Raw genomic sequence first — 13,604 nt, forward strand, 5'->3', positions numbered from 1 at the left:
AGAAGGCTCTACTTCGTCAGGAGCCACCACACCCGGTCGTAGGCGAGGACGTGGTAGACGATGAGGGCGATGAGGGACCAGCGGGCGGTCCGGCGGATCTCCAGGTGGTAGAGGGCCGCGACGGCCCCGAAGAACACGGCGAGTTCGAGGAGCAGCCGCAGCGGCCCTGGTGTCTCGTAGTCGGTCTCGCCCGAGCGTGACGCGTCATCCGAGACGGCGAAGGCGCCCCAGGCCCAGCCGACGAAGACGGGTAACGCGACCATGGCCGGCCAGCGCCAGGGCGATGGTGTCCTGCGCCACGCCCACAGGCCGAGGCAGCCGAGCGCGAAGAGTTCGAAGAGGAAGCGGATCAGGAGCATGGCCGGGTTGTAGGCCAGGGCGGTGGTGGTCAACGTGCCTCCAGGTGCAGGAAGTCGAGAGCACGCAGACTAATTACGCTACGGCCGTTGCGTAAAGGGGAAGGCCCAGTAAATTGGTGGCCATGACCACCACTGCCCGACGAGGCCGCCCCCGAGACGAAGGCACCGATGCCCGCATCCTCGCGGCGGCGTACGAGCTGCTCCTGGAGCGGGGGTACGAGCGCTACTCGATGGACGAGGTGGCCCAGCGGGCAGGCGTCGCCAAGACCACGCTCTACCGACGCTGGCCCACCAAGGATCACCTCGTCGTCGCCGTCGTCGCCAAGATCCAGGACGATGTCCCGGTGACGGACACCGGGGACATCCGGCACGACCTGGTGACATACCTCGCGGCGATCGTCGCGGGCCTGGACCGCATGCGCCGGGTCGGCAGGCCCGCGACGCCTGACGACCGGTCGGCCGGCCTTGTCGCGGAGATCACCGCGGCCGCCGCCCGCCATCCGGACGTGGGAGAGGCCGTACGGGCGCTCTTCGCCCGCCGCAACGCGCTGCCGCTCGCGCTCCTGGAGAGCGCACGGGCGCGCGGGGACCTCCGCCCCGACGCCCGGCCCGACCTGCTCTTCGACGCGTTGGCGGGCGCGGTCTACTACCGGCTCCTGATCACCGGCGAGCCCTTCGACGGCGACTACGCGGCAGAACTAGTCGACCAGGTACTGGCCGGAGCCCGCGCCCTGTAGACGCGGGGCCACCCCCATGCCGATCCACGAAGGGGCCGGCAGTGGGCCGTGCGACAGGTCCTCCTCGCGGTAGCGGCGGCAGTCGCGGTGCCAGGTGTAGATGCCGGCCATCCAGTTCTCCAGCTCGCGTACGTAGCCGTCGAGGATGTCCCTGGTCTCCTGGGGGAGGTTGAAGTCGTCGTACAGGACCGGGAGTTCGTGGGCCGCCACGTGCTGGAACTGGCTCAGGCGAGACCGCATCAGGTCGTCGATGATGCCGAGCGCCGTCGGATAGTCGCAGCCGAAGAAGTTCTGGACGACGAGCACGCCGTTGTGGATCTCACCCTCGTACTCGATCTCCTTCCGGTACGAGAAGACGTCGTTCATCAGCGCCGCGTAGTCGACGGCAGAGTTCTCCAGGTTCCGCATCGGGCCCGAGCGGTAGATCTCCTGCGGGACCCGCGGGCCGTGGCCCAGGCGGCACAGGCTCATGGTGAGCGGGGCGCCGAAGGTGAGGCGGCGCATCTCGATGTAGTCGACGGGGTCGGGGACGCGGTTCTGGGCCTGGTTGTCCAGCTCCCAGAGCCAGCTGGCCGTCATGACCTCGTTGGCGGTGCGCAGGGTGCGGCGCGCCCTCTGGTCCATCGGCTCCGCCGTGCGCACCCACAGGTCGGCGAGGCCACGCTCCAGGGCGTTCGTCGCCGCGGGCATGTCGGCGAAGTCCAGCGGCATGAACAGGGAGAGCCGTTCGTTGCAGAGCTTGGCGCCCGCGAGGTCGCGGGGCCTGCCGAAGACCACGGGGAAGTAGTCGTCCCCGTACGTCCCCCAGGTCAGCCACTGCGAGCCCAGGTCGAGGGCTTCGAGGTCCGCGTCCGGATGAAGGCCGGCGGCGCAGAGCGGCAAGTCGTAGCCGTACAGCTTGTGCGTGTCCCAGACGCCGGAGCCAGGCACTCCGGGTTGCGGCGCGAGCATGCCCATCCGGTCCGCCCACTCCACCGTGCGCGGACGCGCCGCCGCGAGGTGGGGCGAGAGCCTCGTAGCGAACGGCAGGTTGAAGTCGGGCAGTTGTGAGGGGCCCACCCGCTGGAAGGGGACGTGTGTGTATCCGCGCAGCCGCTGCGCGCCCGTGGCGGCGATCAGGGCCTTGATCCCGGCGGCCGACGTGCCGGGGCCGGTGGGGCCCGCGAGCGGCGAGGGCGTGGCGCCGCCCTTGTTCATGTAGCGGCTGGACACCATGTGCCACTCGTGCCCGCCGGACTGCCAGTCCTGGAGGCCCTTCGCGTACGCGAGGACGTCCGCGCACTCTCGGGGCGGCAGGCCACTCTCGGCGAAGAGCGGGGCCAGTTCGGTCAGCGCCGTGTTCTCGAACTGCTGCATCCGCGAGGTCAGGAGGTCGTTCACGGCGTCCGCCGCCTCCTGCGTGGTGCAGTTCAGGAACTTCTCCAGGACCAGGACGCCGTTGGAGAGTTCCCCCTCGTCCTCGATCTCACGCTGGTAGGAGAAGAGGTCGTTGCGGAGGTGGACGGCGTCGGAGAACGTCTCCTTCAGGACGCGCAACGGCCTGGACTCCGCGACAGAAGCGGGGACTTCGGCCCGTGTCGCGTACTCGACGAGCCCCGCCGACCAGGGCGCGCCGCCCACCTTGCGGCGCATCTCGATGTACTCGACGGGGTTGGCGATCCGGCCCTCGTTGATGTTCGAGAGCTCCCACAGGGACTCGTCGAGCAGGTTCTCCGTGCTCTCGGCGAACCGCTTCCGCCAGCCCCTCGACATGAACGGCACCGTCCGCGCCCACAGATCCGCGAGCCCCGCCTCGACCGGATTCGTCGGCTCCGGCACGGGCGTGGACAGGTCCATCGGCATGAAGGCGGGCAGCCGGTCGAGATAGGCCTTGCCGCCCTCCCGGTCCTGAGTCCGCTTGAACAGTTCGAGGAAGTGGTCGTCGAAGAAGAACACCCACACATACCAGTCGGTGACCAGGGACAGCGTGGGGCCGTCACAATCAGGGTGGGTGTACGCGCACAGGAGGGCGTAGTCGTGGGCGTCCAGGTCCCGCTGCTCCCAGACGCCCGAGCCCTCCAGCATCCCCATGCCGCGCGCCCACTTCCTGGAGTGCTCCCTGGCCTCTTCCACATGGGGATTGAGGCGGGCGGGATGATCCATGTAGAAGACGGGCAGTTCGAAGGGCTGCGACATACGGTGCTTCTCCTCGCGCGGCGACGTACGGGCAGCGGAGCACTACCCCTGCGGAGGCGGCCGATGCGGTGATCGCCGCGGTGTCACACCAACGCGTGATCCGCGGAAGTTCAAACACGCCGTGGCCGATTGCCCGCGCGTTCCGTCGGGGGCGACCGGGGTGAGGGTCAGTTCAGCCGAGGGCTCCTCGCCTCTTCTGCGCAGCGACTTCACGTAGTACACGTCGTCGTAGATCCGGCCGAGCCACTCCTGATCGCGGTGCAGGTCGTAGTGCCGGACCTGCCCGGGATCCGCGAGGCGCCAGGAGAGAAAGACCTCCGCGGTGTCGCCCTGGACGTACGCGGTGTCTACCTGGAAGTCCGCCGGGCGCCGAGGTGGCTCGAACCGCCCATCACGCAGGGCGAGTTCACCGAGGCTGACGGGCGCCGCGGTGCGTACGCCGAGAGCCGCGATCGTGCGCCCGCGGTATGCGGCGAGTGAACGGGTCGACGTCCGCCACCCCGTTCCGTGCCCCGCGGCCGACGCCTGCCACACCCAGTCGTCCGGAGCGTCGGCGAAGAGCATCCCCACCTCCGGCGCGCTGCCCGTATAGGTGAGCGAGACGGTCTCCTCGCCCGTGCGCACCGCGAGCTCCGTCTTGTAGAGGCGGACCGTGGCGGCTCCCGGGATGTGCAGCGAGGAGCCGCCGTCGTACGCACGCGTGTAGTCGAAGTGCGGAACCGCGCCGCCCTCAGGGCCCTCCGTCCAGAACTGCCAGGTGGGCAGCACGTCCTGGATCGACGCGTTGTACCAGTCCGCCTCGCTGACCCGGCGCCCCGCCAGGAAGAAGCCGCGGCCGTGCCCGGTGTTGAAGCGCGTCACGAAGGGGAACGCGCCGATCACCGACCGCTCGGCGATGTAGTGCGCCACACCGTCCCACTTGCCGGGGTCGGCGGGAGCGGGGGCGCCGGGATCATGGGCGCGGATGCGGCCGGTCCGCGTGGGGTCACCGGCCGGGCCCGACCAGTACTGCCGCTCCCGCTCGAAGACGGCGTCCTGAGCGTCGGGATCCTCGTGCCCGGGGTGCAGCTCCCAGACGAAGTGCGAGCCGAACAGGGCCCAACTGGTCCTGGCGGGCCCTGAGTCGGGGAAGATCAGCCGTGGGTCGTACTCCGGATCGAAGCCGAACTGCTCGTTCTCCGTGCCGTGGAAGACCGTCTCGTACGGATCCCTGCCGAGGCGCAGCGCCGTCACCCGGGACGTCTCCACCCCCGCCTCGGTCATCCAGTAGTTGGCGAAGAAGCTGTCGGCGGCCGACTCCAGCCAGGGGGCGTTCTCGTCGTTCAGGTGGTTGAGATAGTCCAGGCCGCCGTCGGGCCTGATCGTGTCGTACCACTGGAGGTGGAAGCCATCCGGAGCCCTCGACCGAAGATACGAGAGGAGCTCGCGCAGCCGCTTCGCCTCGTCGGGCGGGGTCTCTGCCTCATGATTGATGAAATAGCCGTCGAATCCGAAGTAACCGGCCATCTCGATGAGTTTGTCCGCCACCGGGAACGAACCGTCCGCATACCGTTCGAGATAGGGGGCGAACTCACCCGGCCTCGGCCAGAACCAGCATCCGAGACTTCTCACGCCATTGCGGTGGGCCGCGTCCGTGTAGGCGGGATTGGGCGGGTTGATCAGGCCGTGTACGACGCGCTCCGGTTCGGCGGTGGGGGAGCCGTCGACCGGCAGACCGTGCCAGGAGCCGTAGAAGTCCGAGTACTGCCAGAAGCGGAGCAGGCGGCGGGCGAAGGCGTCGTCGTACTTGCGGGCGGTGAAGAAGGCGCCGTCGTAGTCGTTGCAGAGGTTCATCACCTGGGCGCCGGTGGGGAGTCGGGGACGCGCCTGGGTGGCGGGGAACGGCGCGATGCGCTGGGCAAGCGGCACGCGCGAGCGGAAGTACCGCGCCCAGCGGTCGACTCCAGGACTCCAGGACTTCAGCGCCTCGGCGTCGTACCCGTGCATGAAGGGCTGATGGCCCGCTGCCGGGCTCATCGCGGGGCCAGTGGTGTCGGGCTCATCCGGGTGAGGGTGAAGGAGAAACGAGTGCCCGTCAATACCCCTCGCAGCGCGAAAATTGCCATTCCTACGCCCTCTTGTCCCCGCCACCTTTAGCGCTTTAGCCTGCTCGCCCTCAAGCGCTTTAGCCGAGCGTCAGCGGTCGGTCCGGCTGCCGGCCGTCAGCAGTCGGCAGCCACCACGCGAGGGGAGGTCACGCATGCGCCGCACCCCGGCCCGACGCGCCACCATCAAGGACATCGCCCTGCGGGCCGGTGTATCGGAGAGCGCGGTCTCCTTCGCGCTCAACGGCCGGCCCGGAGTCTCCGAGGCCACCCGCGACCGCGTCCGTCGCGTCGCCGAAGACCTCGGCTGGCAGCCGAGCGCCGCCGCCCGGGCGCTGTCCGGTGAGGGCTCAGGAACCGTCGGACTCGTCCTGGCGCGCCCGGCGAAGACACTCGGCGTCGAGTCGTTCTTCCTCCAACTGGTCTCCGGGATCCAGGAGGTGCTCTCACGGCGCAAGCTCGGCCTGCTCTTCCAGGTCGTCGAGGACATCGACGCCGAGTGCGCGGTCTACCGCCGCTGGTGGGCCGAGCACCGGGTGGACGGCATGCTCGTCGTCGACCCGCGCGGGCCGGATCCGCGGCTCGCGCTCCTGGACGAACTGGGGCTTCCCGCGGTCGTCGTGGGCACCCTCCCGGAACCGCACACCGAGTACTCCGGCATCTCCAACCTCTGGGCCGACGACGCCCTCGCCATGGCCTCCATCGTCGACCACCTGTACGCCCTCGGCCACCGCCGCATCGCGCACATCGCGGGCCTGCCCGACCTCACCCACACCCGGCGGCGCATCCACTCCCTGCGGGTGGAGGCCGACCGGCGCGGGCTGCGTGACGTGGACTCGGTCACCACGGACTACTCCGACACCCAGGGCGCCGAGGCGACCCGCCGCGTCCTGGCGTGGGACCCGCGGCCCACCGCGATCGTCTACGACAACGACGTCCTGGCCGTCGCCGGTCTTGGCGTCACCGCCGAGCGCGGCATCGCCGTTCCGGCAGGGCTGGCCATCGTCGCCTGGGACGACTCCGTCCTCACCCGCTCCACCCACCCCGCGCTCACCGCCCTCGTCCGCGACACCGCCCTCTACGGAGGGCACGCCGCCGAGCAGCTGATCGCCCTCCTGGACGGCGGCCCCGCCGTACGCGTCCAGGACGAACTCCCGCACTTGGAGGCGCGCGGCAGCACCGCGGCCCGCGCCGCCCCCTGACCCGCGCCGCTCCGTGACCGGCCACGCACCCGCACAGTCCCCGCTCGCCCGACAACGTTGCCAACCGGAGGTATCAACGCCATGAAGTGGACCAGACTGGGCGTCACGGGCGCGGCCGCTCTCGCGCTCGCCGTCACCGCGGCAGGCTGTTCGGCGACCCCCGCCGCCTCCGGGGGCGGCGGCACCGACGTGCTGACCGTGAACATGGGCTTCTCCGGCAACACCATCCCCCGCAACTTCAGCCCCTTCTCCCTCAAGGCGAGCCAGGGCACCTTCGGCTTCCAGTACGAGCCGCTGTTCTCCTTCAACACCCTCCAGGGCGGCAAGTTCGTCCCCTGGCTCGCCACCAAGTACGCCTGGTCCGACGGCGGCAAGAAGATCACCATCGATCTGGACAAGCGCGCCAACTGGAGCGACGGCACCAAGCTGACCGCCAAGGACGTCGTCTTCGCCCTGAAGTACGTCACCAAGCAGGACCTGCCCGTGGACTGGAAGTTCGACTACGAGAAGGTGACGGCCACCGACGACCACACCGTCGTGATCACCTTCGACACCCCCGGCTACGCCCGCCTGCGCAGCATCGGCTCCATCCGCCCCGTCCCGGAGAAGATCTGGAAGGGCAAGGACGGCAAGACCTTCACCAACCCCGAGCCGGTGGCGAGCGGCCCCTACACGCTCAAGCGGTACGCGGCCCAGCAGCTCACCTTCGAGGCCAGGGACGACTACTGGAAGCAGAAGGTCCCGGTGAAGACCCTCAAGGCGCCGGTGGTCGCCTCGTCATCCGAGATAGGCAAGCTGCTCAGCGGCGAGGTCGAGTGGAGCGGCGGTGCCGTTCCCGACGTGAAGAAGTCGTACGTGCAGAAGGACCCGAAGAACCACCACGCCTGGTACCCCACCTACGGCGGCACCTACATGTTCTTCAACCACAAGAAGGCACCCTTCAAGGACGTCCACGTCCGCAAGGGCATCTCGCTCGCCGTCAACCGCTCCGAGCTCGCCGACGTAGGCAACCCGGGCATGTTCAAGCCGCTCAACCTCACCGGGCTCGACTCCAAGACGCAGGGCAAGTGGATCGACCCCCGGTATCAGGACGCCGTGCAACCCAAGCCCGAACTCGCCGCGGCGGAGAAGGAGTTCGCCAAGGCCGGATACGAGAAGAAGGACGGCAGGCTCGTCGGCGAGGACGGCAAGCAGCTCAGCTTCAAGATCCTGGAGGTGACCGAGTTCGCCGACGCCATCCAGCGCGACAGGGTCCTCGCCCAGCAGCTGAAGCAGGCCGGCATCGCGGTCGAGGTCGAACCCGTGGCGAGCGCGCAGCTCGACACGGCACGCCAGGAGGCCAAGTTCGACGTCCTGGTCGGCGGCGCCGTCTTCTACAATACGCCGTACAACTTCTACAAGGACATGCTGCACAGCGAGAACGGCGGCATCTGGACCAACTACGGCCACTACAAGAGCGCCAAGGCCGACGGCATCCTCAAGGACATGGAGCGCGCCGGGGACGACGCGACCATCAAGAAGCTCTCCGCGAAGCTGGAGAAGCTGATGATCGACGAGGTGCCCGCCGCCCCGCTCATCACGAACGGCGCCTCCACCCAGTACAGCAGCAAGAACTGGACCGGCTGGCCGGACGAGAAGAACCCCTACGCCATCCCCGCCCCCTGGGCGGGACCCACCGACATGGTGCAGACGGTCCTGTCGCTGCGCCCGGTGAAGGCGGGCTAGGCGGATGACGGCCTCCTCCGAAGCGGTGGCTGTGGTCGCGGCGCGGGAGAGCCCGAAGGGTCGGCGAGGGCGCCGTCCGCGACTCGGCGCCGCCCGCTACTTCGTGCAGCGGCTCGGCTTCTATCTCGCCGCCGCCTGGATCGCCATCACGCTCAACTTCCTGTTGCCCCGGCTCATGCCGGGTGACCCCGCCTCCGCGCTCATCGCACAGATGCGGGGCCGCTCGGCGCTCAGCGGGGAACAGATCGCCAGCATCTACCGGCTCTTCGGCGACCCGGGCGAATCCCTCTGGAGCCAGTACGTCACCTACCTCGGGCAGGTGGCGCACCTCGACTTCGGGCTCTCGGTGGCGTTCTTCCCGACGCCGGTGTGGGAGATCATCAGCGCGGCACTGCCGTGGACGATCGGGCTCGTCGGCATCACCGCCGTCCTCTCCTTCGTCATCGGCACCGCGGGCGGCATCATGGCGGGCGGCCGCGCGGGCTCGCGCACGGACTCCGTGGCGACGCCCGCCGCGATGTTCCTCAACGCGCTGCCCACCTTCTGGATCGCCCTGCTCTTCGTCCTCGTCTTCGGCTTCCAACTGGCGTGGCTGCCGACCGGCGGGGCGTACGACGGGGACCTGACGCCCGGCTTCTCGGCCGCGTTCATCGGCAGTGTCATCAGCCATGCCGCGCTGCCCGCGCTGACCATCGCGCTCGGCTGGTCGGCCACGTGGTTCATCGGCATGCGGAACATGATGATCACGACGGTCTCCGAGGACTATGTGCTCCTGGCCCGCGCCAAGGGGCTCGGCAGGAGCCGGGTGATGTTCCGGTACGCGGCGCGCAACGCGATCCTGCCCAGCGTCGCGGGCTTCGCGATCAACATCGGCAACGTGGTCGGCGGACAGCTCCTGGTGGAGGCCGTCTTCGCGTATCCCGGCGTCGGCTATCTGCTCTACCAGTCGGTGGCCAGCGTCGACTATCCGCTGATGCAGGCGCTGTTCCTGATGGTCTCGCTCTCGGTGCTCGCCGCGAACTTCCTCGCCGACTCCGTGTACGGACTGATCGACCCGCGCGCCAGGGAGGGCCGCTCATGAACCTCAAAATGGCACCTCGCCTGCCGGAGAACCGCAAGGTGCGGGCCGGGCTCGCGATCCTCGCGTTTCTCGCGCTGCTCACGGTGGCGGGACCCTTCCTCGTGGAGGACGTCTTCGGGCTCTCCGCCACCGCCATCCACACCGCCGACGGCATGCAACCCCCTTCCGGTGAGCACCTGTTGGGAACGACCGCCACCGGCGAGGACGTGCTGGCCCAGCTGGTCGTGGGGAGCCGCGTCTCGCTGCTCGTGGGCCTGGTCGCCGCCGTCATCTCCACCACCCTGTCGGTGCTGGTCGGCGTCGCGGGCGGCTATCTGGGCGGCACACCGGACGCGCTGCTCACCGCGGGCACGAACATCGCCCTGGTCATTCCCAGCCTGCCGCTGCTGATCATCGTCGCCAGCTACGTCAAGGGGCGCGGGGGCTGGCTCACGGTGGCCCTCATCATCGGCCTCACGTCCTGGCCGTGGGGCGCCCGCGGCAAACGCGCGCAGACGCTCTCGCTGCGGCGGCGGGACTTCGTGACGGCCGCCGAGATGACCGGCGAGAGCCGCTGGTGGATCATCACCCGCGAGCTGATCCCGAGCATGGCGCCGCTCATCTCGGCGAGTTTCCTGTCCGCCGTGGTCCTCTCGATGTTCGCCGACGCCGGGCTCTCCTTCATCGGCCTCGGCAACATCAACCTCACCAGCTGGGGCTCGATGCTCTACTGGGCGCAGAACGCGTCGGCACTCGCGCGCGGCGCCTGGTGGTGGTTCATCCCGCCCGGCGCGTGCATCGCCGTCGTCGGCATCGCGGCGGGCCTCATCAACTTCGGCATCGACGAGATCGCCAACCCCCGGCTGCGCAGGCCGAGCCGGGCGGTACGGCGACGGGCCGCGGCGGTTGCCCTGCGCACACCCGAGGAGGCGCGATGAACGACAGCCGGGACGTGCTCCTGTCCGCGCGCGGTCTGCGCGTCGACTACTTCGACCAGGCGGAGCCGGTCCACGCCGTACGCGACGTCGACCTCACCCTCTACCGCGGGGAGACCCTCGGGATCGTAGGAGAGAGCGGCTGCGGCAAGTCCACCCTGGTCACGGCCCTGACCCGCCTCGAACGTCCGCCGGCCGTGACGACGGGCGGCACGGTGGACTTCCACGGTGAGGGCGGCCCGGTCGACCTGCTGCGGCTCGGCGAACGCGAACTGCGCGCCCTGCGCTGGGAGCGCATCGCGATCGTCTTCCAGAGCGCGATGAACGCCCTGAACCCGGTACACCGGCTCGGCGCGCAGTTCGCCGACGTCCTGCGGCTGCACCGCGGCCTGTCACGGGCGAAGGCCTGGCAGCGGGCCGAGGACCTGCTAGGCATGGTCGGCATCCCCGCCGACCGGGTGCGGGCCTACCCGCACGAGCTGTCCGGCGGCATGCGGCAGCGCGCGACGATCGCCCTCGCGCTCGCCTGCGAACCGGACCTCGTGGTGATGGACGAGCCGACGACAGCCGTGGACGTGGTGATGCAGCGCCAGATTCTGCGCCAAGTTGCACGTCTGAAAAGGGAGTTGGGGTTCTCGGTCATCTTCATCACGCACGACCTGTCCCTCCTCATCGAGATCGCCGACCGGATCGCCGTCATGTACGCGGGCCGCGTCGTCGAGACCGGCCCGGCGAGGCAGCTGTACACCGACCCGCGGCACCCCTACACCGCCGCCCTGCGCAGCGCCTTCCCGCCGCTGCACGGGCCGCGTCGCGAGATCACCGGCATCCCCGGATCACCGCCGGGCCTGCGGCCCCCACCGTCCGGCTGCCCCTTCCATCCGCGCTGCCCGAAGCGGTTCGACCCCTGCGACGAAGAGGTTCCGCCGCTGCTCGGCGGGGAGGGCGGCGAGGTCGCCTGTCACCTCCACGACGAGCGTCACCTGGACCCCGCACGCCACGAGCCGAGGAGCACCAATGTCCCTGGGTGAACCGGTACTTGAGGCCCGCGAGGTCACCAAACGTTTCCCCCTGCACGGCCCGGGCCTGCACGGCCAGGTGGTCCGCGCCGTCGAACCCACCACCCTCGCCCTCCACCAGGGCCGCATCACCGCCCTCGTCGGCGAGAGCGGCAGCGGAAAGTCCACGCTCGCCCGGCTGCTCGCGCTCGGCTACCCGCCGAGCGAGGGCGAGATCCGCCTCGACGGCGCACCGGTGGCGGCGGCGCGCTCGGCCAAGGGCAAACGGGCGTACTACCGCCAGGTGCAGATGGTGTTCCAGGACCCCTTCTCCTCGCTCAGCCCGGTGCACCGGCTGCGCTACATCCTCGGCCGCCCGCTGCGGCTGCACGGACACGTCCGGGGCAGGGCGGAGACCGAGAAAGCGGTCACCGACCTCCTGGAGCGGGTCAACCTCACCCCTGCCGACCAGTTCATCGACAAGTTCCCGCACGAGCTGTCGGGCGGACAGCGCCAGCGCGTCGCCATCGCCCGCGCGCTCGCCGCCCGCCCCAAGGTGCTGCTCGGCGACGAACCGGTGTCGATGCTGGACGTCTCCATCCGCCTCGACATCCTCAACCTGCTCGGCAGGCTCCGTGACGACGAGGGCCTGGCGATCCTCTACATCACCCACGACATCGCAAGCGCCCGCTACTTCGCCGACGAGATCAAGGTGCTCTACGCGGGCCAGCTCGTCGAGTCGGGTCCAAGTGACGCGATCGTGGAGAACCCCCGACACCCGTACACCCGGCTCCTGTTGGAGTCCGCGCCCGACCCGGACCGCGGCGGACTCCTCGACGAACCAGACGCCCCGGACGTCCTCGACGACGAGGAGACGCTCGGCGAACCACCGAGCCTCGTCGACCCGCCCACCGGCTGCCGGTTCCACCCGCGCTGCCCGATCGCCAGGCCGGTCTGCGCCACGGCCTTCCCGCCGCGCACGCACTTCGACGACGGGCAGTGGACGCACTGCTGGAGCTACGACGAGGAGAACTTCCAGTGATACAGCCGTGGTTCACGAATTCCAAGCTGGGCATCTTCCTCCACTGGGGCATCTACAGCGTGGACGGCGTGGCCGAGTCCTGGTCCTTCTTCCACGACGAGGTGCCCTACGACCGCTACATGGCCCAGCTCGACGGTTTCACCGCCTCCGCGTACGACCCCGAGGCCTGGGCGGATCTCTTCGTCCGGGCGGGCGCCCGTTACGCCGTCCTGACCGCCAAGCATCACGACGGGGTCGCCCTCTGGGACACGGCGGCGAACGACCTGTCGGTGGTCAAGCGCACCCCGGCGGGCCGCGACCTCATCACTCCGTACGTCGCCGCCCTGCGCGCCCGTGGCATCAAAGTCGGCCTGTACTACTCCCACTTGGACTGGTCACACCCCGACTACGCCACCGTGCGCCCCGATGGACAGGACCCGGCAGAGCGCGGCAACCGCTACTCGATGCCCGCAGCCGGGGAGGAGAACGAGGCGAGGTGGGCGGACTTCCTCGCCTTCCACCGCGTACAAGTGCGGGAACTCCTGGAGCGCTTCGAGCCGGACCTGCTGTGGTTCGACGGCGAGTGGGAACGCAGCCCCGAGCAGTGGCGGATGGCGGAACTCGCCGAGGAGATCCGCGCTCTGTCGCCGCACACCGTCGTCAACGGCCGCCTCACCGGTCATGGCGACTACGCCACCCCGGAGCAGGGCGTCCCGATCGAACCGCCCGCCCAGCCATGGGAGTTGTGCCTCACCGTCAACGACTCCTGGGGGTATCAGCCGCAGGACGCCCACCACAAGTCACCCCGTCAGCTCGTCCGCATCTTCGTCGAGGCAGTCGGAGGCGGCGGCAATCTGCTGCTCGACGTCGGCCCGAAGGAGGACGGCACGCTGCTGCCCGAGCAGATCGAGCGGCTCGAAGCGCTGGGGGAGTGGACGTCCCGGCACGCCGCCGCCGTCTACGACACGGTGCGAGGCCTGCCGCACGGCCACTTCTACGGCCCTTCGACGCTCTCCGCCGACCGCCGCACCCTGTATCTGTTCCTCTTCGACCGGCCCAACGAGTACGTGGTGGTGCGCGGCGTACGCAACGGCGTGATCTCCGCCCGCGTGCTGGGGAGGGACACCGCCGTCCGGCACGATCGGGTCGGCGGCCTCGGTGACGTACCCGGCTGGGAGTACGTCCACCTCACCGACGACGTGCTCGATCCGCTCTGCACGGTTATCGCCCTCGAACTCGACCGCGAACTGGACCTGTACCGCGCGCATACGCGCGACTGAGCACCCCTCGTCGGCCCACCTGACCCCA

11 protein-coding genes are annotated in these 13,604 nt (G+C 69.6%); 8 read left to right on the forward strand and 3 right to left on the reverse strand.

The genetic code is table 11. The features are described 5' to 3' along the window. Positions 1-8: 8 nt before the first annotated feature. Positions 9-392: a YrdB family protein gene (locus tag ACGFX9_RS13655; protein WP_393469766.1), complete on the reverse strand. Its 384-nt coding sequence runs from the start codon at positions 390-392 to the stop codon at positions 9-11. An 89-nt stretch (positions 393-481) separates the two neighbouring features. Here ACGFX9_RS13655 and ACGFX9_RS13660 point away from each other — a divergent pair, with 89 nt between their 5' ends. Further along, a complete protein-coding gene (locus ACGFX9_RS13660) occupies positions 482-1,096 on the forward strand; it encodes a TetR/AcrR family transcriptional regulator (RefSeq protein WP_393469769.1) in 615 nt (204 codons plus the stop codon). On the opposite strand, the gene ACGFX9_RS13665 is transcribed toward ACGFX9_RS13660, so the two are convergent. Further along, entirely contained in the window at positions 1,058-3,271 is a 2,214-nt protein-coding gene (locus tag ACGFX9_RS13665; RefSeq protein ID WP_393469772.1) for a germacradienol/geosmin synthase, read from the reverse strand. The genes ACGFX9_RS13660 and ACGFX9_RS13665 overlap by 39 nt on opposite strands. Positions 3,272-3,313: 42 nt before the next feature. Beyond that, the gene (locus ACGFX9_RS13670) at positions 3,314-5,287 is read right to left on the reverse strand and encodes a hypothetical protein (protein ID WP_393469775.1); all 1,974 of its coding nucleotides are present in this window, start codon (positions 5,285-5,287) and stop codon (positions 3,314-3,316) included. A gap of 223 nt (positions 5,288-5,510) precedes the next feature. Between ACGFX9_RS13670 and ACGFX9_RS13675 the strand changes: the two genes are divergently transcribed. From ACGFX9_RS13675 to ACGFX9_RS13705, 7 genes are all read left to right on the forward strand, one after another. Continuing rightward, complete coding sequence (locus tag ACGFX9_RS13675; RefSeq protein WP_393469778.1) at positions 5,511-6,557, forward strand: LacI family DNA-binding transcriptional regulator; 1,047 nt, start codon at positions 5,511-5,513, stop codon at positions 6,555-6,557. A gap of 81 nt (positions 6,558-6,638) precedes the next feature. After that, entirely contained in the window at positions 6,639-8,282 is a 1,644-nt protein-coding gene (locus tag ACGFX9_RS13680; protein ID WP_393469781.1) for an ABC transporter substrate-binding protein, read from the forward strand. A gap of 4 nt (positions 8,283-8,286) precedes the next feature. After that, complete coding sequence (locus tag ACGFX9_RS13685; protein ID WP_393469784.1) at positions 8,287-9,363, forward strand: ABC transporter permease; 1,077 nt, start codon at positions 8,287-8,289, stop codon at positions 9,361-9,363. Next, positions 9,360-10,280, forward strand: a complete 921-nt coding sequence (locus tag ACGFX9_RS13690) for an ABC transporter permease (protein WP_393469787.1) — start codon at positions 9,360-9,362, stop codon at positions 10,278-10,280. The genes ACGFX9_RS13685 and ACGFX9_RS13690 overlap by 4 nt, the downstream gene beginning before the upstream one ends. Beyond that, positions 10,277-11,308 (forward strand): ABC transporter ATP-binding protein, encoded by a 1,032-nt coding sequence (locus tag ACGFX9_RS13695; protein ID WP_393469789.1) that lies wholly within the window; start codon positions 10,277-10,279, stop codon positions 11,306-11,308. Before ACGFX9_RS13690 ends, ACGFX9_RS13695 begins: the two co-directional genes overlap by 4 nt. Beyond that, positions 11,295-12,317: an ABC transporter ATP-binding protein gene (locus ACGFX9_RS13700; protein WP_393469791.1), complete on the forward strand. Its 1,023-nt coding sequence runs from the start codon at positions 11,295-11,297 to the stop codon at positions 12,315-12,317. The genes ACGFX9_RS13695 and ACGFX9_RS13700 overlap by 14 nt, the downstream gene beginning before the upstream one ends. Next, positions 12,317-13,576, forward strand: coding sequence for an alpha-L-fucosidase (locus ACGFX9_RS13705; protein ID WP_393470490.1), 1,260 nt, complete (start codon positions 12,317-12,319; stop codon positions 13,574-13,576). Before ACGFX9_RS13700 ends, ACGFX9_RS13705 begins: the two co-directional genes overlap by 1 nt. Positions 13,577-13,604 lie beyond the last annotated feature (28 nt).

This window comes from Streptomyces sp. NPDC048436 (genome assembly GCF_043200355.1).
GTDB lineage: Bacteria > Actinomycetota > Actinomycetes > Streptomycetales > Streptomycetaceae > Streptomyces.